General features: G+C 30.0%; 20 protein-coding genes. 18 read left to right on the top strand and 2 right to left on the bottom strand.

The features are described 5' to 3' along the window. Window position 1: 1 nt before the first annotated feature. From HMPREF3186_RS03915 to HMPREF3186_RS03925, 3 genes are all read left to right on the top strand, one after another. Window positions 2-1204, top strand: a complete 1203-nt coding sequence (locus HMPREF3186_RS03915) for a glycosyltransferase family 4 protein (protein WP_060914017.1) — start codon at window positions 2-4, stop codon at window positions 1202-1204. 228 nt (window positions 1205-1432) lie between these two features. Continuing rightward, the gene (polA, locus tag HMPREF3186_RS03920) at window positions 1433-4072 is read left to right on the top strand and encodes a DNA polymerase I (RefSeq protein ID WP_060914018.1); all 2640 of its coding nucleotides are present in this window, start codon (window positions 1433-1435) and stop codon (window positions 4070-4072) included. Window positions 4073-4570: 498 nt separating this feature from the next. Continuing rightward, entirely contained in the window at window positions 4571-5830 is a 1260-nt protein-coding gene (locus HMPREF3186_RS03925) for a Glu/Leu/Phe/Val family dehydrogenase (protein ID WP_060914019.1), read from the top strand. Between the two features lie 55 nt (window positions 5831-5885). On the opposite strand, the gene HMPREF3186_RS03930 is transcribed toward HMPREF3186_RS03925, so the two are convergent. Together HMPREF3186_RS03930 and HMPREF3186_RS03935 are read right to left on the bottom strand one after the other, a co-directional pair. Further along, window positions 5886-6713, bottom strand: coding sequence for an acetylxylan esterase (locus HMPREF3186_RS03930; RefSeq protein WP_060914020.1), 828 nt, complete (start codon window positions 6711-6713; stop codon window positions 5886-5888). 9 nt (window positions 6714-6722) lie between these two features. Beyond that, a complete protein-coding gene (locus HMPREF3186_RS03935) occupies window positions 6723-7649 on the bottom strand; it encodes an alpha/beta fold hydrolase (protein WP_060914021.1) in 927 nt (308 codons plus the stop codon). A gap of 222 nt (window positions 7650-7871) precedes the next feature. Between HMPREF3186_RS03935 and HMPREF3186_RS03940 the strand changes: the two genes are divergently transcribed. The 15 genes from HMPREF3186_RS03940 (at window position 7872) to HMPREF3186_RS04010 (ending at window position 23542) form a co-directional block, all read left to right on the top strand. Beyond that, on the top strand, window positions 7872-9173 hold the full coding sequence (locus HMPREF3186_RS03940) for a hemolysin family protein (RefSeq protein WP_060914022.1): 1302 nt from the start codon (window positions 7872-7874) through the stop codon (window positions 9171-9173). Between the two features lie 216 nt (window positions 9174-9389). Continuing rightward, entirely contained in the window at window positions 9390-10244 is an 855-nt protein-coding gene (gene purR, locus HMPREF3186_RS03945) for a pur operon repressor (RefSeq protein WP_060914023.1), read from the top strand. Beyond that, window positions 10237-11619, top strand: coding sequence for a bifunctional UDP-N-acetylglucosamine diphosphorylase/glucosamine-1-phosphate N-acetyltransferase GlmU (gene glmU, locus HMPREF3186_RS03950; protein ID WP_060914024.1), 1383 nt, complete (start codon window positions 10237-10239; stop codon window positions 11617-11619). Before purR ends, glmU begins: the two co-directional genes overlap by 8 nt. Before the next feature lie 270 nt (window positions 11620-11889). Further along, window positions 11890-13197 (top strand): DRTGG domain-containing protein, encoded by a 1308-nt coding sequence (locus HMPREF3186_RS03955; RefSeq protein WP_060914025.1) that lies wholly within the window; start codon window positions 11890-11892, stop codon window positions 13195-13197. Window positions 13198-13214: 17 nt separating this feature from the next. Further along, on the top strand, window positions 13215-14204 hold the full coding sequence (locus HMPREF3186_RS03960) for a DHH family phosphoesterase (protein WP_060914026.1): 990 nt from the start codon (window positions 13215-13217) through the stop codon (window positions 14202-14204). A 357-nt stretch (window positions 14205-14561) separates the two neighbouring features. Continuing rightward, window positions 14562-15575, top strand: coding sequence for a methionine ABC transporter ATP-binding protein (locus HMPREF3186_RS03965; protein WP_060914027.1), 1014 nt, complete (start codon window positions 14562-14564; stop codon window positions 15573-15575). Beyond that, entirely contained in the window at window positions 15575-16237 is a 663-nt protein-coding gene (locus tag HMPREF3186_RS03970) for a methionine ABC transporter permease (RefSeq protein WP_060914028.1), read from the top strand. The genes HMPREF3186_RS03965 and HMPREF3186_RS03970 overlap by 1 nt, the downstream gene beginning before the upstream one ends. Before the next feature lie 218 nt (window positions 16238-16455). After that, window positions 16456-17334 (top strand): ribosome biogenesis GTPase YlqF, encoded by an 879-nt coding sequence (ylqF, locus tag HMPREF3186_RS03975; protein WP_060914029.1) that lies wholly within the window; start codon window positions 16456-16458, stop codon window positions 17332-17334. Beyond that, on the top strand, window positions 17324-18100 hold the full coding sequence (locus tag HMPREF3186_RS03980; RefSeq protein WP_060914030.1) for a ribonuclease HII: 777 nt from the start codon (window positions 17324-17326) through the stop codon (window positions 18098-18100). The genes ylqF and HMPREF3186_RS03980 overlap by 11 nt, the downstream gene beginning before the upstream one ends. Further along, window positions 18093-19961: a ribonuclease J gene (locus HMPREF3186_RS03985; protein ID WP_084812657.1), complete on the top strand. Its 1869-nt coding sequence runs from the start codon at window positions 18093-18095 to the stop codon at window positions 19959-19961. Before HMPREF3186_RS03980 ends, HMPREF3186_RS03985 begins: the two co-directional genes overlap by 8 nt. A gap of 117 nt (window positions 19962-20078) precedes the next feature. Next, window positions 20079-21287 (top strand): DNA polymerase IV, encoded by a 1209-nt coding sequence (locus HMPREF3186_RS03990; protein WP_060914031.1) that lies wholly within the window; start codon window positions 20079-20081, stop codon window positions 21285-21287. 13 nt (window positions 21288-21300) lie between these two features. Further along, window positions 21301-21981, top strand: coding sequence for a tRNA (adenine(22)-N(1))-methyltransferase (locus HMPREF3186_RS03995; RefSeq protein WP_060914032.1), 681 nt, complete (start codon window positions 21301-21303; stop codon window positions 21979-21981). Window positions 21982-22004: 23 nt separating this feature from the next. Further along, entirely contained in the window at window positions 22005-22775 is a 771-nt protein-coding gene (locus HMPREF3186_RS04000; protein ID WP_060914033.1) for a threonine/serine exporter family protein, read from the top strand. A gap of 10 nt (window positions 22776-22785) precedes the next feature. Then, a complete protein-coding gene (locus HMPREF3186_RS04005) occupies window positions 22786-23235 on the top strand; it encodes a threonine/serine exporter family protein (RefSeq protein WP_060914034.1) in 450 nt (149 codons plus the stop codon). A gap of 46 nt (window positions 23236-23281) precedes the next feature. After that, window positions 23282-23542: a hypothetical protein gene (locus tag HMPREF3186_RS04010; protein WP_060914035.1), complete on the top strand. Its 261-nt coding sequence runs from the start codon at window positions 23282-23284 to the stop codon at window positions 23540-23542. The last annotated feature ends 60 nt before the right edge of the window (window positions 23543-23602 follow it).

A 23602-nucleotide genomic window follows, 5' to 3' on the forward strand; every position in this document is an offset into this window, starting at 1 on the left:
TATGAAAATTTTACATGTATTAGCACAATTACCTATTAAGACAGGAAGTGGTGTATATTTTACTAATGTTATTGAAGGGCTTAAACAGTTTGAAGTTGAACAAGCTGCGGTTTATGCAACAACACCGGAATATGATTTTAATTTCTTAGATGAGAAATTTGAAGTTGAGTTTCAAGGTAAGGATATTAGTTTTCCTATCGTAGGTATGAGTGACATTATGCCTTATGAAAATACTCTGTATAAAAATATGACTGCTGAGATGCTGGAAACTTGGCAAGAAGAATTCCGTAAAAAATTAGAAAAGGCTAAAAAAGAATTTAAACCAGATGTTGTAATCACACATCACTTATGGATTTTGAGTTCTATAGTTTGTGATGTATTTGAAGGTGAAAAAGTAATTGGAGTTTGTCATAATACGGATATAAGACAAGCTGAAAAGAATCCAGCAATGAAAGATAAGTATGTCAAAAATCTTGATAAATTAGATAAGATACTAGCACTAAGCAGTGGTGTAATAGAGGGAATTTCTAATATTTATAATTACCCTGAGGATAAGATTGTAAATATTGGTGCTGGATATAATGAAAAGATTTTTTATCCTGTTGAAAAATACGAAAAACACGATAGTATAAAAATTCTATACGCAGGAAAATTTGATGAATCAAAAGGTTTTTATGAGTTGATAAAGGCATTTAGATTATTAGAGAAAAAAGACAATAACGTAGAATTAGAATTAATAGGGAACTTGAAAGAAGAGGATAGACCTAGGGTCGAAGCCTTAGTTGGTGATTCTAAGAAAATAAAAATTTATAACGCCGTAGATCAAGCACATTTAGGGGAAATAATGAGGCATAAAGATATTTTTATACTACCATCTTATTTTGAAGGGTTAGGTCTTATTGCGGTTGAAGCTTTAGGAAGTGGACTAAGAGTAGTTGCTACTGAGATAGAAGGGCTTATAGAATTTCTTGGAGACAAAATAAATAATTCTGAGATAATAGAATACATAGCAATGCCAACTATTTATGATACTGATAAGGCTGTTGAAGAAGAAAAACCAGCATTTGTAAATAGAATAGTGGGTGCTTTAGAACTTATGATAGAAAGAACAAGAGAGCAACGTGAAATTCCTGCTGAGTTACTAGAAGAAATTGAACACCACTCTTGGAAGAGAAAAATAGAAATTATTTACAAATTATTGTAAAATAATACTTGGTAATTATTTGCTAACGATGGATTAAACAAAAGATTATAAATTCATCAATTTAAAATATGTAGATGTAAAGTTTTAATAGATTATTAATAAGCTTTACGGTTGAGCTTTAATATTAAATAAATTGTACGGGAGTGACTAGAAAAAATCGCTTTGTAAAAATAAGATTTTTGAGTTGCTCCCATTTATAGTTTTTTTAAGAATTATTAGGAGAAGAAAATGGATAAGATAATATTAATAGATGGTAATAGTTTGAGTTATCGTGCTTTTTACGCTATGCCAGCTTTAAAAAATAAAAAAGGATTATATACAAATAGTGTATATGGTTTTACATTGATGCTAGAAAAAATATTAGCAGATACTAATCCAAAGTATGCGTTAGTTGCTTTTGATAAAGGTAAACAAACGTTTAGACATCAAAGTTATGAAGCATACAAAGGTACTAGGGATAAAACTCCTAGTGAGTTAGTAGAACAATTCGGGTATGTTAGAGAACTTCTTGATTCATATGGGATAAAGTATGAAGAACATTTTGATTATGAAGCGGACGATATTATTGGAAGTTATGCTAAAATCGCTGAAAAAGAAGGTTTAGAAGTAATAATAGTGACCGGAGATAAAGACTTAACTCAACTAGCTAGTGAAAATATAACAATTTACTACACTAAGCGTGGTGTTACAGATATAGATTATTATACGCCAGAGTTTATTGCTGAAAAATATGGCTTAACGCCAGAACAAATTGTTGACATGAAAGGTCTTATGGGAGACAAGAGTGATAATATCCCAGGAATTGCTGGAGTTGGTGAAAAAACGGCGATAAAATTATTGACTGAATATAAAACTGTAGAAAATGTACTAGAAAATATTGATAATATTAGTGGTAAAAAACTAAAAGAGCGACTAACAGAAGGTCGAGAAGATGCTCTATTAAGTAAAAAACTAGCAACTATTTATACTGAAGTTCCAGTTGATAATAAGTTAGAAGATTTAATATATAGTGAGAATGTAGAACTAAAAAGAGAGTTATTTGAAAAACTTGAATTTGTTTCATTTTTAAAAAAATTATCTCAAGAAGCTTCTACTGAAGAGGTAGGTGTAACTGCTGAAGAGGCTGTTGCTCCTAAAAAAGAAATTAGAATTGTTTTAGCAGATAAAAATACGAAAATAGACTTTACCGATAGTACTTTACATGTTGAGTGTTATACAGAAGATTATCATAACTCAGATGTAGTTGGAATAGTAGTCTATAATGAAGGAATTGCTTATATTTTTAGTGAAGAACAATTTTTCACTAATGAGTTTGTAGTAGATTATCTTCAAAGTGAAATTTCTAAAACTGTTTATGATTTTAAAAAGATTTTATTTATAGCGAAGAGAAATGGCGTATATATTAATGGTGAAGTTTTTGATGTTAAAATAGTGTCTTATTTAATAGATGTTAATGCAAAAACTGAAATTGATAAAATCATCTTTAACTATCTTGGAAAAATAATAAGTAGTGACGAAGAAATATATGGTAAAGGGGCAAAACGAACTTTACCAGCTCAAGAAGTTATTAATCCGTATATAGCTGAAATTGCAGAGAGTATTTCGCTTATGAAACCATTGATGGAAGAAAAACTTGCTGAAGAGAATATGACGGACTTGTATAAAGATATAGAGATTAAAGTGGCTAAAGTACTAGCTAATATGGAATTTGAAGGAATACATGTTAGTAAAAAAGCTCTAGAAGAAATGAGTGCAGAATTTGATGAAAGAATTAAAACTTTAGAAGCTAGCATATATACATTAGCTGGTTCTGAATTCAATATAGCTTCACCTAAGCAGCTAGGAGTAGTATTATTTGAGGATCTAGGGCTGCCACCAATTAAGAAAACAAAAACTGGTTATTCTACAGCAGTAGAGGTACTAGAACAACTACAACATAGTCATGAAATTATTCCATTAATTATGGAGTATAGAACAATTACAAAATTAAACTCAACTTATGCAAAAGGGTTAGTAAAAGATATTACTCGTGAAGGGAAAATCCATACACGTTATGAGCAAACATTAGCTCAGACAGGACGTTTATCTTCAGTGAATCCAAATCTTCAAAATATTCCAACGAGAATTGAAGAAGGGAAAAAAATTAGAAAAGCATTTGTTCCAGCTTCTGATGATAGAGTAATCTTATCTATTGACTATTCTCAAATAGAGCTTCGAGTATTAGCTCATATCGCACAGGACGCAGGAATGATAGATGCGTTTAAACACGATGTAGATATTCATACTAAAACAGCTAGTGATGTTAACGGAGTTAGTCTTGATGAGGTGACTTCTTCAATGCGTCGAGAAGCTAAAGCTGTCAACTTTGGTATTGTTTATGGAATTTCTGATTTTGGTCTATCTAATAACCTTGGAATTACTAGAAAACGTGCGAAAGAATTTATTGACAAATATTTAGAAACATTCAAAGGTGTTGATAAGTATATGATTGATATCGTAGATTTTGCAAAAGAACACGGTTATGTGGAAACTTTATTCAATAGAAGAAGAGCATTACCAGATATTAATGCGAAGAATAAAATTGTGGCTAATCTAAATGCACGTATTGCGATGAATTCACCAATTCAAGGGACTGCTGCGGATATTATAAAAATAGCTATGGTTAATGTATTTGAATATTTAGAAAAAACAAATGTAGATGCAAAATTATTATTACAAGTACATGATGAATTAATATTTGATGTAGATAAAGATATAGAAGAAGAGTTTACAAAAGAAATGATTAAAATTATGGAAGAAGCGGCTAATTTAGATGTTCAACTTAAAGCTGAAGCCAGTAGTGGAGCGTCATGGTATGATGCTAAATAGTTGTAAAAAGTCGATGTAAGTTCGCAGAGTGAGTTACAGTAAGGATATTTCCAGTACTGATAGTTTAGATTGGTATGAAAAAGGTTGTTCAATGATAGGTGGTTGTTGTACTACGAAAGATGATATAAAAATTCTTTCTGAAGTATTGTCTGAAAATTGTTATAAATAAAAAGATAATTCTTGATAAAAATTAGTTTAGTTAATATTTATTTCTGCTAATTAAAAACATCTTAAAACTTAAATAGCTTGAAAAAATATTATAAATAATATATATATTTAAAGTTATATTTGTAGTTAGGTTAATTTGCAACTGATATTCATCTTTTAAATTAACCTTTTTTATATTTTTTAAAAGCTAGGGGAGTTTACGTAATAAAATATAATAATCTAAAAAAGTTCTTAAAAATAAAAGTTTACAAACTGCCTTAATATTTGATATAATTAATAAAAACAATATTACATGTCAAATGTAAAATAACATTCTGAGGAGATGTGATTATGAATAACAATCCATTAGTTAACGCAAGAGAGCAAATTAAAGGTGCTTGTGAAGTTTTAGGTTATAAAGAAGAAGTGTATGAATCTTTAAAAGATCCGCAAAGATTTATTGAGATTTCTATTCCTGTTAGAATGGATAATGGTGAGGTAAAATACTTCAAAGGATTCCGTTCTCAGCATAATGATGCAATCGGTCCTACAAAAGGTGGATTAAGATTTCATCCACTTGTAACAGCTGATGAAGTTAAGGCATTATCAATTTGGATGACATTTAAATGTGCCGTTGCTAATCTACCATATGGTGGAGGTAAAGGTGGTATTATCGTAGATCCAAAAGACTTATCAAAAGGTGAATTAGAAAGATTGTCTCGTGGATATATTCGTGGGTTATACAAATATCTAGGTGAGAAACAAGATGTTCCTGCACCAGATGTTAATACTAATGGACAAATCATGTCTTGGATGATCGATGAGTATAATGTTCTTACTGGAGAACAAGGTATAGGAACGCTAACTGGGAAACCATTAGAGTTAGGTGGTTCTTTAGGTAGAACTCAAGCGACTGGATACGGTGTAGCACTTGCTGCGAAATTAGCACTAGAGAAATTAGGGAAATCTACAGAAGGTGCGAAATTTGCTGTTCAAGGTTTCGGAAATGTAGGTAGTTATACTGTTGATACAGCTGTGAAGTTTGGTGCTACTGTAGTTGCTGTAACTGAGCGTGATGATGATGGTGTTCAATATGCTGTTTATCGTGAAGAAGGATTATCATATGCAGAACTGCAAGAATGTAAAGATAATAGAGTTAGATTCCATACATTACCAAACACGAAACGTTTAACTTTAGATGAGTTTTGGGCTTTAGATGTAGATGTAGTGTGCCCTTGTGCATTAGAGAATGCTATTGATGAAAAAGAAGCTAATTTAATAAGAGCTGCTGTTGTTTCTGAAGGTGCTAATGGACCGGCGACTTTAGCTGGAGATAAAACTCTACAAGAAAGAGGAGTTGTGGTAATTCCTGATATTCTTGCGAACAGTGGTGGTGTTACTGTATCTTACTTTGAATGGGTACAAAACTTACAAGGTTACTACTGGACAGAAGAAGAAGTTGTAGAAAAACAAGCGAGAGTTATGACAAAAGCATTTAATGATATTTGGGAAGTGAAAGAAAGATTTGCTATTCCTATGAGAAAAGCAGCTTATGTAAATTCTATAGAAAAAATTGTTAAAAATATGAAGCTAAAAGGTAAATTAAGCTAATTATAATTTAAAAGGTGAATCGCTAGGAGGAAAGATTTCTAGTGATTCACCTTTGCTATTTATTCGAAAGAATTTCGAGTATATAATCATCAAATTGATGTTGAAATATTTTCTTATAGTCTAAAAATAAATAATGTTGAATTTCTACATCTTGTAGAGTATCTAAAAGTATTAGCTGCGTTTCAATTGGAGTTTTAGTATCTAGATATGAAAGCCCATAATGAACTTTTTGAGTTATAGAATTACTGAAATTTAGTACATCTATTGAATTTAGTGTTGAATATAGATAATCTAACTTGTTAGAAAAATCACTTTCAAACTTATAAATGTTTTTGAAAAAAGGAGCCTTTTTATTATTGTTATAGGTATTTATAATATCACAAAGCGAACAGTCTGAGATGAATAGTTCTTTAACGGAATCGTAATAACTAGCGCAAACTATACTAATAGCAGCACCTTGACCTAGTCCAGTCACTAGAATTTCTTTATTCGGAAAGAGCATTTCTATAATACTTATAGTATCTAGGGCATCTTGAAAAACTAGATTAAAATATGGTGTGGATGAAGAACTATCCAAAAATGGGAAATGAGAACAAGGAGTGTTATTCTCACTATTACCTGCTTGCCCTCGAATGTGTAGTGAAGCTAAAGCATAGTCTAACATACTGTATTTTGTTAAATTCAAATAATCTTTATTTTTTACTTTGAATTCTGGGAAGTCGACGATGACGCCTTTAATGTTTGACTTAGGTATAGCTAAGTCTACTTCTATTTGAGAACCATCTGTTCCCTCAAAAATAATTTTTTTATATTGAACAAATGGATGTGGTATATCAATTATATTTTCTTTATATACTAGTTTTCTATTTTTTTCTAAATTCATAATGCACTCCTATTCAACTTCTAACAAAAAGCTAACTATTTTATCATTAAAGTTCGGGATGTTTTCGTGGTAGTACTTTTTGTAGATGCAAGATTTTTTTCTACTAGTAATCTCATTGTATATTTTTTCTTGAGTTTCTTTTGGACAGTCTTTATCAAGGTTAGTTATACCAAATAAAACAGAACATTTTAAATTTTTTGCGAAATTTATGGTGTCAAGGTAGTAAAGATTATTCAAGAACTTTTCAGTATTTTTGCCGGTTGTATTAAACCAACGTCCGTGGTGCGTTAATTCACCATAAACATTTATTCTATTATCTTTTTCATAGATGTATTGGAAATTTGCTAGGAAGGGATAGAGACTAATGCATCTAGTTACATTTTTGTTTAGTGCTGAAAATATTATCGAAAATGCGCCACCTTGAGATGCACCAAAACTGACAAGTTCTTTTTCATTGATGTCTTCAAAGGATGATACAATTTTAGATAAAATAAGACTATCTAGAATATTTTTATAAAAAATCATATCTTCTATAGTTTCATCAAGTCCTACTGTTAGATGGCCAAAAACTGAGGGTGAAGAACTGCCTGAATCTTTACTTTTACCTCCTTGGTTTCTAAAATCTATGGCGACGACATCATATCCAAGAGAAGCAAAAGTTGATTTTTCTAACCAGTTTCTACTTGATGCAGGATATCCGTGAAAATAGAATAATAGAGGAATATTTTTCTGAGGATAGAGTTTTCTATATTTTATATTTTTTATATATTTTGCATAAATAACAGAATTATCATAGCTAATGAATGTTAAATCATAGAACTCTATATTATCAAATTTTGAAAATGAAGTTTTATTTAAAATGTATTTAGGTTGAATAGTATCGATAAGTTCTATTTTTTTATTCCAAAAATTATTAAAGTCTATAATATCTTTCATCTGGTACCTCGTTGCAGCGTTTTCATATATTTTATATACTAACACTCTGTAAAAGAAAATTCCAATATAATGAATTTAAAAATTATGTAGTATATACTTTATTCACAAAAAAATTCAATATTCTAAGTTGATGCTATAATAATTGAAAAAAAAGTTTATATGTAGTAAAATTATTTATTAATGACTAAAAAATTATAAGGAAAGAGGTTAAATTAAAACCATATGGATCTCAGTATCTTAAGTAAAATATTAATAATTGTATTATTACTTATTGCCTCGGCAATATTTGTAATGTTTGAATTTGCACTCGTTAAACTTAGACCGACAAGGGTGAATGAATTAGCAAAATCAGGAAATAAAACTGCAAAAATATTAGTTATGATGGTAGAACAATTAGATCACTACTTGTCTGCAACGCAGCTAGGTATTACAATTGTTTCTCTTGGATTAGGTTGGATAGGGGAATTAACATTCCATTCTTTATTTAATCCTATTTTTGAATTGTTAAACTTAAACGAAACTGTTACTCACACTATTTCATTAGTAGTTTCATTTGGATTTATGACACTTTTACATGTTGTTTTAGGAGAATTAGTTCCTAAAACGATAGCGATTCAATCTGCAGAAAAAACATGTTTGCGTGTGGCTTGGCCAATGTATATGTTCGATAAAGTTATGAGACCGTTAGTGTGGTTACTTAATTCACTAGCTAATCTTATAGCGAAAATGTTTGGATTCGAACCTGCTTCTGAACATGATGATATTCATAGTGAACAAGAACTTAGAACGATTATGAAATCTTCAAGACTACACGGTCAAATTAATGATGTAGAGTACCGCTACGTAGAAAGAGTGTTTGAATTTGATAATAAAATTGCTAAAGAAATCATGACACCTAGAACAGAGGTTGAAGCAATTGATATGAGTGATTCTCTAGGGATAATAATGAGACAATTAAAACAGGAAGAATACACAAGATATCCAGTAATAGAAGATGGAGATAAAGATAAAATTCTAGGGATTTTGAATGTTAAGAAATTATTATTTACTGATAAACCTATAGAAACAACTAAAGACTTAGAAGAGTACATCACACCAGCAATAAAAATCTTTGAACATACACCTATTTCTCAAGTTTTAGCAACTATTAAACAAAATAGAGAACATATGATTGTTATAACAGATGAATATGGAGGGACTAGTGGGGTAGTTACACTTGAGGATATTGTTGAAGAGATTACTGGAGAAATTCGAGATGAGTTCGATGAAGATGAACAAAGCTTAATCAAAAAGTTAAAAAACGGTCACTATCTAGTTGATGGTTGGGTTCCGATTCAAGATGTGAATGCATTGTTCCATGTACAGCTTCCTCATGAAGAAGTAGATACTATTGGAGCTTATGTATATTTAGAAAAATATGAAGCAAAAGTCGGTGCTGTTTATTCTATAGATAAATTAACATTTGTAGTTAGAAAAGTAGAGGAAAATCAAATACGAACTTTAGAAGTTTGGAAAGAAAAATAATAGAAATTAGAAGAGATAGAATGAAAATGCTATCTCTTCTTTTTATATATATAGTAACAAATTATTTAATTAGTTAAAATGAACTTAAAAATCTTTGCTATATCTTTACTATTCCGAACAATGGTGGTATTATATACATATAATATACGAATAAAATATATTGAATGTTTTATATAATGATTGTGAATCATTATATGTGCATGTAAGGAGTATAAGATGAAGTTAAAGAGAAGTGAAAGAATAGTAGTCATGACGGAATATTTATTAAATAATCCTAATAAATTAATTCCATTAACATACTTCGTTTCAAAATTTAATCAAGCTAAATCTTCGATAAGTGAAGATATCCACATAATAAAAAATGGTTTTAAAGAAGAAAATATTGGAGAGGTTAAAACGCTAGCAGGAGTAAGTGGAGGTGTTTTATTTATACCGACATTAGTGGAAGAAGATGCTAAAGAGATTCTTAATGGTTTTCTTGATAAAATTAATAATGGAAATCGTTTATTGGCTGGTGGATATATCTTTATGTCTGATATAATAGGTGATCCAAGTTTGATGAATAAACTAGGACGTGTGGTTGCTACAGTTTATAAAAATAAAGAGATAGATGCTGTAGTTACGGTTGCTACAAAAGGTATTCCAGTTGCCTATGCGATAGCTTCAATACTGAACAAGCCTGTAATTATTATTAGACGAGATAATAAAGTAACTGAGGGAACTACTGTTGCAATTAACTATGTTTCAGGTTCGACTAAGAAAATAGAAACAATGATTTTATCTAAACGAAGTTTAAATACAGGGTCAAAAGTACTATTAGTGGACGATTTTATGCGTGGAGGAGGAGTCCTAACAGGTATGGAAAGTCTAATGAGTGAATTTGATGTTGATGTTGTTGGGAAAGTTATAATCACACAATGTTTTGATTCGCCAAGAGAACATGAAGATGATTATTTATACTTATCAAAAATTGAAAATATCGATGAATTTAATGGAACATTTGATGTTAAATTAGGGAATGTTATAGAAAAATTACGCCAAGTAGAAAAAGAGGATATTGAAAATGAGTAATAATAGATATGCAGTTATATTAGCGGCTGGAAAAGGAACTAGAATGCAGTCGAAGTTATATAAGGTATTACACAAAGTTTGTGACAGAACTATGGTTGAATTAGTTTTAGATAGCCTTAGTGATCTAGAAATGCAAGAAGTAATCACTGTAGTTGGTCATGGAGCAGAGAGAGTTAAAGAAGTCTTAGGGGATAGAACTAAGTTTGTTTTACAAGCAGAACAATTAGGAACAGCCCATGCCGTTAAAGTTGCTAAAGATGAACTTAAAGATAAAGAAGGTACGACTATAGTAATGTATGGAGATACTCCACTAATTCGTCCTGAAACTATCAATAGTATGCTAGATCACCATGAGAATACAAATGCTAAAGCAACTGTATTAACAGCAATAGCCGACGATCCATTTGCATATGGTCGTATAATTCGTGATGTTAACGGGAAGTTAGTAAAGATTGTTGAAGAAAAAGATGCAACAGAACAAGAGAAAAAAATCAAAGAAATTAACTCTGGAATCTATTGTTTCGATAATAAATTGTTATTTGAAATGTTAGAAAAAGTTAAAAATGATAATAATCAAGGGGAATATTATTTACCAGATGTACTTGCTTTAATTCGTGAACAAAAAGAAATAATTGAGACATATCTATGTGATGATTTCGATGAAACATTTGGGGTAAATGATAGAGTTGCTTTAGCTTATGCAGAAAATGTTATGAGAAATAGAATTAATACTAAGCATATGCTTGCTGGTGTTACATTAGTAGACCCTACTAATACGTATATTGCACCAAATGCAATTATTGGTCGTGATACAACAATTTATCCAAATGTTACTATTAAATCTGATACGGTAATTGGTGAAGATTGCCAAATTAAGCCGAATTCATATTTAGAAAATGCGAAAATAGGAAATGGAGTAAAAGTTTTATCTTCAACTATTAGTGATTCGAAAATTGGAGATTATACTAGTGTTGGACCGTACTCACATATTAGAAATAACTGCGACTTAGGGCAGAATGTAAGAGTAGGAAATTTTGTAGAATTAAAAAATACTATATATGGAGACGGATCAAAAACTGCTCACTTAAGCTATTTAGGAGATACAGAAGTAGGAAGCAATACAAATATTGGATGTGGAACAATCACGGTCAACTACGATGGAAAAAATAAATATCGTACAAAAATTGGAAGTGATGCATTCATAGGATGTAACTCTAATTTAATAGCCCCACTAGAAATCGGAGATGGTGCAGTAGTTGCAGCAGGAACAACAGTTACAGAAAATGCTCCTGATGATACATTAGTAATAGCTCGTGTAAAACAAGAAAATAAAATGGGGTATGCTAAAAAAATGCCAGCAGGTAGAAAATCGTAAAATATTATAGTTTAATATTTATTTGATTGTTATAGTAAAAAAAACTAAAATAAACTGTACTAGTTAAATAATAGAGAAAACTTTAATATTATTTTACAATAAAAGAATGAGTTAATATTTATAAGAAAATAATGAAAGATAGGTAATACAACTTATCTTTCATATTTTTTTATCTTGAAATACTTTTATAAAAAGTATATAATTACATATGAGTATAATGTGTTATAAATGCATGTTTGTATTATAATAAAAACACAAGGAGGAAAAATCATGAAATCAAAACACCAGAAAATATTAGAATATATTAAGAGTCTTCCTATTGGAAGTAAAATATCAGTCCGTCAAGTAGCTAAGGAACTAAAAGTTAGTGAAGGGACAGCTTATCGAGCGATAAAAGAATCAGAAAATCGTGGTTTTGTTTCTTCTATTGAACGTGTTGGTACTGTAAGAATTCAGAAAAAAGAACGAGATAATGTAGAAAAATTATCTTATTCTGAGATTGTAAATATTGTGAGTGGACAATTGATTGCTGGTCGCGGAGGTGTTCACGAGATAGTTCAAGACTTTGCTATAGGAGCTATGGATTCAGAGCAAGTTGGTCAACATATTAGACAAGGGACATTATTAATTATAGGTAATCGTCCAAAAATTATCGAGATGTCATTAGAAAAAGGATGTGCAATTCTAGTAACAGGTGGTTACGTGCCGAATGACTCTATTAGAGCATTGGCAGATAGTAAGAACCTACCGTTGATTATTACACCTCATGATACTTTTTCTGTTACACACTTAATTAACAGAGTAACAAATGACCAAATTATTAAGAGAGATATTATTACAGTTGAGAGCATTTATATTAATGTTGAGAAATTATACACTATTAATTTAAATGACACTGTTAAAGACTGGTATGAACTGCAGTTAAAAGTGGGGCACACTAGATATCCAGTTGTAAATGAATATAGTAAATTAGTTGGTATAGTAACAGCAAGAGATGTATTTTTACAAGAAAAAGATGCTTTAATTAAAGAAGTAATGGAAAGAAAAGTAGAAACGACTACTTTAGAAACACCTATATCTTCAGTGGCTAATACTATGTTATCTGAAGGTTATGAACTTATGCCAGTAATTGATTCTAAAAATACATTATTGGGGGTTGTAACTAGAAAAATTGTTATTAATTCACTATTAACTAATAATAGATTCCAGGATGGAAATAATAATGATACATTTGATGAAATAATGCGTAAAGGTATAGTTCCTAGAGCAGATGGACTGCAGGTTAAAATTATTCCTCAAATGTTAGATCAATTTGGTACTTTCTCTAGCTCTGCTTTATTAAGTATTATTGATGAGTCAATTCATATTACAAGCTATAATTACAATAGAAGTGAAGTTCTTATGCAAAATACAACACTTTACTTCTTAAAATCAGTACCATTAGACAGAACAATAACAACAAAAGTAAATATCTTAGATATTGGTCGTAAAACTGCAAAATTCGATGTTGAAGTATACGATAAAACAGAGTTAGTAGCTAAAGCTATGGTAACTTGTCAAGTATTTCAAAGAAACTAACAGAAAGAAGAAGATAAATGGATATATACGAAAATTTATATGAGGAAATTTTCCAAAAAATCAAAGAAAACGATAAAATTATAATTCATAGACATGAACGCCCGGATCCAGATGCTTATGGATCTCAGGGGGCTATGTATCAACTTATCAGAGAAAATTTTCCTGAAAAAACAGTTATAACAGTTGGTAAAGATTCACCATCATTAGATTTTTTATTTAAAAATTCTGAAGTTACTGAAGAAGATTACAAAGATGCTTTGGTGATAGTAACTGATACAGCAAACTTTCCTAGAATAGACGGAAAACTATTTACTAAAAACAATTTTCTTATAAAAATTGATCATCACCCACCAATAGATAATTATGGAGGAATAAATATAGTAAATACTGAAGTTTCATCTTGCAGTGAGTTAATATATAATTTTTATGAATATTTAAATAAAAAATATGATATTAAATTAAATGACGAAGCAGCTAAATTATTATATCTTGGTATAGTGGGGGATACTGGAAGATTTTTATTCCCGAATACTTCTAACGACACACTAAGAGTTGCATCAGAATTAATTAAATATGATTTTAATATGAGCAAATTGTTAGATAAGATGGAGATTATTAGTGATAATATTATGCGTTTTAGAGCATTTATTTTTGAAAATTATGATGTCTATCAAGATGGTGTTGCATATCTGAAAATTACAAAAGAGGATATGGATAAATATGGAGTAGATCCTGGTGAAGTTTCAACAGGGGTAAATTTACTTAGAAGTTTAAAAGATTTATATGCGTGGTGTTTCGCTATCGATGAAGGTAATAAAGTCCGTGTGCGTATCCGATCTAAAGGACCAGTTATTAATACTCTTGCTGAAAAATATGCAGGTGGGGGTCATCCGTTAGCAAGCGGAGCAACGGTGAAAAACTGGGAAGAGTTAGATGATTTACTAGATGATATGTCTCGAGTAGTGGCAGAATATCTTAGAGAAAATAATATCAAAATAGAAAATTAGACAATTATTTTCAGAATATTTTATAGAATGTTTTCAAAAATCATACTTGACACCAGAAAAATATAATGGTATACTTATTAGAAATTAATAGTAACCAATACTCGTATAAGTAATAGATGGAATATTTTAAGAGAGTACCGTTAGCTGAGAAGGTATATTATAAAATTTATGAAAATGGTTCGAGTGGTTAATAAGGTAAACATAAAATGTAAACTTTGTTCGGCGATCCACGTTATAGGATAGACTATGTTAGTAGTTGTAATAAGTAAAATATAAGGTGGTACCGCGTAAAACGCCCTTATTCTGAAATTCAGAGTAAGGGTGTTTTTTATTTTTAAAAAGAGAAAGGAGATAGACATGATTGAATTAAAAAAAGTTAATAAGATATATAATAATAAAGTTCATGCTCTAAAAGATATTAATTTAAAAGTTGAAAAAGGTGATATTTATGGAATAATCGGTTATTCTGGAGCTGGTAAAAGTACGTTGGTAAGGCTGTTAAACGGACTTGAAGTAGCGACAGATGGTGAGGTTATTATCGATGGTGATGATTTCAACAAAATAACTGAAGAACAACGTCGTTTAAAACGACAAAGAATAGGGATGATTTTCCAACATTTTAACCTATTATGGAGTAGAACTGTTGCAGAAAATATTGCATTCCCATTAGAAATTTTAGGGAAATCTAAAACTGAAATAAAAGAAAGAGTAGAAGAATTAGCTAAATTAGTAGGTTTAGAAGACAGATTAAATGCTTATCCTTCTCAACTTTCAGGTGGTCAAAAACAAAGGGTAGGTATTGCTCGTGCATTAGCTGGTAATCCTTCAATCTTACTTTGTGATGAGGCTACAAGTGCTCTTGATCCAGAGACAACTGCGGAAGTTTTAAACTTAATTAAAGAAATTCACAGTAAAACTAATATTACAGTTGTTCTTATTACTCATGAAATGAACGTAATTAAAACAATTTGTACAAAGGTTGCTGTTATAGATGGAGGTACTATTGCTGAAGATGGATTAGTTTCGGAAGTATTTTACCACCCAACTCAAGAAGTTACTAAGAAATTCTTAGCTCAAACATCATTTGCTTCTGAGTTTGAAGAGAGAGAGAATATTGAAGAGTGGAAAAAAGTATTTACAGAAGGAGTTATTATTAAATTTACGTTTGATAATAATACATCGAAAAAACCAATTCTTAGTACTTTAGTACGAGAAATTGACTTTGACTTTACAATAATTAATGGACATATTGATAAAACGGCGGATGCTAATATTGGTACACTGTTTGTTCAATTAATTGGAACTAAAGAAAATACAGATAAGGCGATATCTAGATTAAATGAACTAGGTATTTTAACGGAGGTGTTATAATGTTTGATTTTTCAAGGGTTAATTGGGAAAAAGTACAAGATAAAACAATTGAAACACTTATTATGACTTTTGAGTCACTTATTGCAGTGTTTTTAGTTGGTCTGTTTTTAGGGTTATTATTATATTTAACATCTAATAGTAAGAGTGCATTTGGACGTGGATTCTATGCTGTTGTTACTGCAATAGTTAATATTTTCCGTGCGATTCCATTTATTATCTTAATTGTATTATTAATTCCGTTTACTAAGTTTTTAATTGGTACAATTATTGGTGTTCAAGCTGCTATTCCTGCACTTATTATTTCAGCTGCGCCATTCTACGCTCGTTTAGTAGAAATTGGTCTTCGTGAAGTAGATAAAGGTGTAATTGAGGCAGCTCGTGCAATGGGAGCTAAAAATTCGACTATTATCTTAAAAGTTTTAATACCAGAGAGTTTACCAGCAATAATTTCAGGATTAACTGTTACAGCAATTGCTTTAGTTGGGTCAACAGCTATGGCGGGTGTTATCGGAGCTGGTGGATTAGGTAACTTAGCATACTTAGACGGATTCCAACGTAACAACAGTACTTTAACATTTGTTGCAACAGTATTAATCTTAATTATCGTATTCGCTGTGCAAATTCTTGGTGATACAATTGTTAAGAAAGTTGATAAGAGATAAATATGAAGAACAAGGTAGCATAGCTATCTTGTTTTTTTTAAAATTATAAACAAATAATGAACGATTTTATAAATTATTATGTATGGAAATTATAAAATATTAATGTTTTACGAATAATTGACACCAAAATAGGTTAAAAAAAGTTAAAAATGTGGTAAAATAATAAAGACTGTTTAAATCAAGAAATTTATAAAATAAAAAGATAAGGAGTTAAATTAATGGTTATTCAATGGTTTCCAGGTCACATGGCCAAGGCAACAAGAGAAGTTAAAGAGAAGCTAAAACTAGTAGATATAGTTTTTGAGTTAGTCGATGCACGTTGCCCACTTTCTTCACATAATATGTACTTAGATGAAGTTGTTAAAGATAAGAAGAAAATAATTATATTTAATAAAATTGATCTATGTGATAGAGCTGAGACAGCAAAGTGGAAAAGTTATTTTGAAAATAAAGGATATACAGTAGTTTATACTGACGCAAAAAATAGTAATAACTTGAATAAAGTAATAGATAAAGCTAAAGAAGAACTTGCAGAAAAAATTGCACGTCAAGTAGCTAAAGGAATTAAACCAAGAGCAATTAGATCTATGGTAATAGGTGTTCCAAACGTTGGGAAATCTACATTTATTAATAAACTTATTAAGAAAAATGTCGCTAATACAGCCAATAAACCTGGTGTTACGAAAAAACAACAATGGTTAAAATTAAATAAAGATATAGAATTATTAGACACACCAGGGATACTTATGCCTAAGTTCGATAATCAAGAAATTGGTAAAAAATTAAGTTTGATTGGTTCTATAAAGGATGATATTACACCACTTGATGATGTAAGTTTATATTTAATAGAATTATTAAAACATAATTATTTAGAGAATCTAAATAATCTTTATAAAATAAACGTGACAAGTGAAGATGAAAATGTATTTATTATGGAAAAAGTAGCTGAAAAGAGATTTAAAAAAATCGGTGGAGACTATGATTATGATTCAACTATAAAGCTATTAATCCAAGATTTTAGAACACAAAAATTTGGACTTATTACACTAGATAATTATAGTGATTTATTAGAAAATGAGGAACACAATGAAAATTAGTGAGGTAAAAGAACTCTTAAACCAAGATAATATTTCCGAAGAAATACTAAATGAGTTAAAAAAAGATGAGAGAAGCGGAGTTCAGAAATTACTTATAAGCTATGCTAAAAAGCAAGAAAAAAAACTTTTTTATAAAAAAGAGTATGAAAAAAAATCATTTTACGAAAATAAATGTTATAATAATGGATGTAAGTATATTTGCGGAATAGATGAAGTAGGAAGAGGACCGCTTGCTGGACCAGTAGTTGCTGCAGCGGTAATTTTAAAGAAAGATAGCTATTTCGAAGGATTAAATGACTCAAAAAAATTATCAGAAAAAAAACGTGAAGAGTTATATGAACAGATAAAAAAAGAGGCTGTTGCGTATGCCATTTGTGAAGTGGATAATGTTGAGATTGAAAAATATAATATTTATAATGCAGCTCGTATAGCGATGCAAAGAGCAGTAGAGAAATTGAAAGTTAAGCCGGATTTCTTACTTATAGATGCTATGCCATTTGAAAACTATCCGATTCCTAATTTTAGTATGGTTAAGGGTGATGAGAAGAGTGTATCTATAGCAGCTGCTTCGGTAATTGCAAAAGTTTATCGTGATAATTTAATGAAAGAATATGCAAAAAAATATCCGTATTATGATTTTGAGAATAATGCAGGGTATGGAACAAAAAGACATTTAGAAGGTTTAAAAGAACATGGAGTGACACCAATCCATAGAAGAGATTTTGAACCTATAAAATCGATGGTACAAGGAGGAAAAAATGAGTAACAATAGTGGAATAAGTATTTCAAAAAATTTACAAAAAAATAATAACAGTAAAAAAAATAATACTCAAGTAAAGAAGAAAAATAATAGTCGCTCTAATAATAAAAATAAAATAGTAGAAAAAGAGCAAACTAATAGTTCAAAACAAGTTGTTAAGAAGATTAATAATGTAAACAAGGATAAATCTCAAGTAAATAGATCTAAGAAATTAGCGAAAATTCGTATTACTCCATTAGGAGGTGTGGAAGAAGTAGCGAAAAACATGTATATGGTTGAAATTGGGGATGAGATTTTTGTTCTTGATGCAGGGTTAATGTTCCCAGAAACAGAAATGATTGGTATTGACGCTGTTATACCTGATATAAGTTACTTAGTACGTAATAAACAAAAGATTAAAGGGATTTTCTTATCTAATGGGCACGTAAGTTCTATGGGGGCTGTACCATATATTATAGATAAATTAAAATGTCCGGTTTATGGTTCTAAATTAACAATAGATTTATTAAAGAATCACCTTAAACAACTAGGTATTAAAAGAAGAATCAAGTTTTATTATGTAAAAGATAATAATAAGTATGACTTTAATAATGCTAGTGTTACATTCTTTAAAACTACATATTCAATGCCTGATTCTTTAGGTATTTGTATTGAAACTAGTCAAGGAAATATTGTTTATACTGGTGAGTTTAAATTTGATCAATCAGTAAGTAAAGAATATAAATCTGATATCGTGAAGATTAGTACATTAGGTCAAAAAGGTGTTCTAGCTTTATTAAGTGATTCAAGCAATGCAAATGTTAAAGGATATAACGTTCCTGAAAATGAGGCAGCAGAACAAATTGATAATGCATTTTATCAAGCTAATAAGCGTATTATTGTAACTTGTTATGCTTCTAACTTCTTAACAATTTCACATATTGTAAGAGCAGCATTGGCTCAAAATAGAAAAATTTTACTTCTTGGACAAGCCATTGAAGCGTCAATAAATACTGCTAGAAATATGAATTATTTACAAATTGAAGCTAGTAACTTAATTTCAATTGAAGATTTAAAAGACTATCCACAAAACGAAGTGTGTATTCTTTCTTCGGGTGACCAAGGGGAGCCGATTGAGGCTATGAAAAATATTGCCGAGAAAAAAATTGATGGAATTCAAATTGAATCAGGTGATACAATCATGATCGCTGCTACTCCTTCACCAAATATGGAAGTAATGTTATTCCAAACTTTAAACTTATTAGTTAAACTTGGGGCAAACGTAGTAACAGCTTCTAAACGTCTTCACGCAGCTAGCCATGCAACAAAAGAAGAGTTGAAAATGATGTTAAACATGCTAATGCCAAAACACTTTATTCCAGTTCAAGGAGAATTTAGAAATCTTCGCAAACATGCTGAAATTGCAGGTGAAACTGGTGTTGTTGCTGAAAACATACATATTTTATCTAAAGGAACAACTTTAGAATTAAGTGGAAATAAATCTAAGACATTACAAAACAATGTTCCAGTAGGTAATATATTAGTTGATGGACGTGGTATTGGAGATGTTGAAGATAGTGTATTAAAAGATAGAAAACTTTTATCAAATGATGGTATCTTTGTAGCATCGTATGCAATCAGTAAAAAAGAGAAAACTCTAGTAGGAAAACCAGTTATTCAAACAAAAGGTTTTGTATATGTTAAGAAGAGTATGGAGTTAATCAAAGAAGCGGAAGAAAAAATTATCGAATACTTAGAGAATAATCCTATTAAGAGTATTAGAGAATGTGCAGCCGTGAAAGCTGAAATTAGAAGTATGCTTTCAAGCTTACTATATGATAATACTAAGAGAAAACCAATAATAATAATTAACTTTTCATTAATTTAGTAATGAAATATAACGGGAAATAGAAATGAGGAACAACTCAAATAACTTTTATATAAAGTCTATTTTGAATTGCTCCTTATTGTTCCCGTTTTTAGTCTATTTAAAAGGGGTGAAAAAATGTCAAAAGTTATTGCTCATATCGACATGAATTGCTTTTATGCAAGTGTTGAAGAAAAATATAATCCTGAATTAAAGGGTAAACCATTAGCAATTGCAGGTGAAGTGAAAACTAGACATGGAATAATAGTAACCTCTAACTATGAGGCTAGAAAGTTAGGAATTAAGACAACAATGCGAGTTGGAGATGCTAGGAAGATATGCCCCAACATAAAAATTCTTCGTCCGGATATGCCTAAATATCAACAAGAATCTAAGTTGATTTTTGATTTAGTGCGTGAATACACAGACAAAATTGAGATAGTTTCTGTTGATGAAGCATATATTGACTTAAGCGATTTTTCAGAACCTATAAAAGTTATAGCCACAATTCAAAGAAGAATATATAAACAATTAGGTATGCCCTCATCAGTGGGTGTTTCTTTTAATAAATTTTTCGCAAAGATGGGATCAAATTTAAAAAAACCTTTAGGATTTTCAATTATTAATAAGAAAAACTATAAAGATATACTATGGAATCTGGATATAGGAGAGATGCATGGTTGCGGGAAGGCTTCTACTAAGAAATTGAAAAAAATTGGAATAAACACAATTGGTGATATAGCTGTAGCAAATGAGGTAATTCTACATAGTCTTCTTGGTGTTCAAGGGTTAAGGCTTAAGAATAAAGCTAATGGCGAAGGGAATTCTGAACTAAAGTATACTGTTGATAGAAAATCTATTGGTAATTCAAAAACATTTACTAACGATTTAATAGATGAAGATGATATTTTAAAAGAAATTAAAAAATTAAGTGAAAAGGTTAGTTCTAGAGTAAAATTGCGTAGCTATGTAGGAAACAATGTCTCGATAATGGTGCGATTTAGTGATTTTAAGACAATTACTAGATCTAAAAAAATTCCGGAATTTATTTGTGATGCTAATGATATTTTTAATTATGCATGGGAATTACTACTTGAGCACTATGATTTTACCCAAGGTATAAGATTACTAGGAGTTTCATTAAATGAAATTAAAAAAGTAAAAGAATTAAAGGTTCAGCTTGATATTTTTGATAAAAAAGATTATAAAGAAGAAGAGAAACTTAGAAAACTTTCTAAGAAATTAAAAGCAGAGTTCGGTGATACAATAATAACCGATTTTGAAAATTTTGATAAAAAAGATAAATCGATTATAACGACAAGTTTTAGTAAAGACTTTTTAGATTAATAAAGGAGATAGAATGTTAGCAATTAATAAGAGATTACAATTAGTGGCTGAATATGTAGAAAATAGAAGATTAGCTGATATTGGAAGTGATCATGCCTATTTACCAATTTATTTAGCTAAAAATAATAAAATTGATTATGCTGTAGCAGGAGAAATAGTTGAAGGACCACATAAAGTTTCTATAAAAAATGTTAGGGAAGAAGGCTTAGTTGGAACTATTGATTGTCGTAAAGCTGCAGGTTTGGATGCTATTGAGTTAAGTGATAATATTGAAGTAATAACAATTTGTGGTATGGGCGGAAAGCTAATAGCAGATATACTAGAAAAAGGTAAAGAAAAATTAGCGAATAAACCAAATTTAGTACTTCAGCCAAATGTTGGAGAAAATTTTGTTAGAGAAAAATTACAAGAATTAGGTTATGAGATAACAGCAGAAAATATTATAGAAGAAGATGGTCATATATATGAGATTATAGTTGCAAAACCTGGTGTTATGAAGTTATCTGAAGATGAAATTAATTTTGGTAAGTATTTATTAGTAGAAAAAAATGAATTATTTGTAAAAAAACAAAAACAAGAACTTTCAAAAATTGAATATATTTTAAATCAATTAGAAAAAGCAAATGAAGTTCAAGAAAATAAAGTGGCTGAATTCAAAAATAAATATAAAAAAATATTAGAAATTATTTCTTAATATTTTTATAAGGAGGGGAAAGTATGCTGCAATCTTTAAATGATGAAAGAGAAGCTAAAAAGTTATTGAACTTTAGTGTGAAAATCGCTAAAAGTATGTTGTCTTACGGAGCAGAAGTATATAGGGTTGAAGATACAGTTAATAGAATTTATAAATCATTTGATAATATTAAGGCGGCAAATAGTTTAGTTACATATAATTTTGTTATTGTATCTTTTATATACAATGATAATACATATACAGCTATGCGTAGGGTTGTTTTGGGAGATCGTGATTTAGAGAAGATTGCACTTCTAAACGATATATCTAGAAAAATGGTAATGGGTGGTTGTAGTTTAGATTATGCCTTTAAAAAAATGAAAGAGGTAAAGGCGAAAAAAAGATATTCAACTACTTCGGTTATAGTTGCTCTAACTTTATCTGCTCCATTTTTTGCTATAATGTTTGGAGGTACATTTAAGGATAGTCTGTTTGCATTTTTAATAATGGCTATACAGGCTGCATTTATAACATTTACTTCGAAATATAAACTGACATTATTTGTAAGTAATTTCTTAGGAGCATTTATTGCAACTATATTGGTAATGTTATTAAATAAGATTTTCTTAATCCATAATCCGCTTAGTATTATTATTGTTAGTTTAATGCCACTTGTTCCTGGAGTGCAGGTTACGAATGCTGTTCGTGACTTTATGGCTGGAGATTATCTGTCTGGAATGATAGGAATACAAGCTGCGATCTTTGTATCTACAGCTATTGCTCTTGGTGTAGTTATGGGACTAAAATTGATATAAGGAGAGAAACATGGAGAATAATATTTTTATACAATTTGTAGCTGGTTTTGTAGTTAGCTTATCCTTTTCTATTTTTTTTAATGCACCAAGAAAATCATTGTTTAGTTGTGGGATAATAGGTGCTATTGGTTGGTTAGTCCATGTAGTGACTAATTTATTATTATCAGATGTTGTAGTAAGTAGTTTTCTTGGAGCGGTTTGTGTGGGGGTTCTTTCTACTAATGCCTCTAGAATCTTAAAATTACCAGCAACTATATTTATTTACACAGGGATGGTTCCTTTAGTTCCAGGTTATGGTATGTATAATACGATGCAAAATATTGTAACTAAGAATTATGGAGTGGCATCCAAAGTAGGTATAGAAACAATACTTCAAGCAGGAGCAATCGCTATGGGAATATTACTTGCATCAGTATTTTCAACTTCAATTCAGAGAGTAAAAATACAAAGAAAACGATAAAAGTGATATAATAAAGTTATAGAATTACAAAGGAGATTAGTAGATAATGGAATATATTTTATATTTTGCAGAAAGCTGTCCGGATACAGCGCCGTTTAAAGAAAAATTATCAGAATTAGGGATTGCCTATAAAGAAGTGGAAGTAATGACTTCATTAAGAAATTTTAAGGAATTTCTATATGTTAGAGATACATATTCACAGTTCGACGGAATAAGAGGTAATATGAAAATTGGTATCCCTTGTTTAGTTGTTAATGAAACTGAATGTATCTTAGAACTTAATGAATTAGATAAATTAAAAAAATAAATTAATAGTAAACTTCAAATTAGGAAGATAGGGAGTGACTCAAAAATCGTGATTTCGAAG

Origin of the sequence: Gemella haemolysans, from assembly GCF_001553035.1 — a bacterium.
Taxonomy (GTDB): domain Bacteria; phylum Bacillota; class Bacilli; order Staphylococcales; family Gemellaceae; genus Gemella; species Gemella haemolysans_B.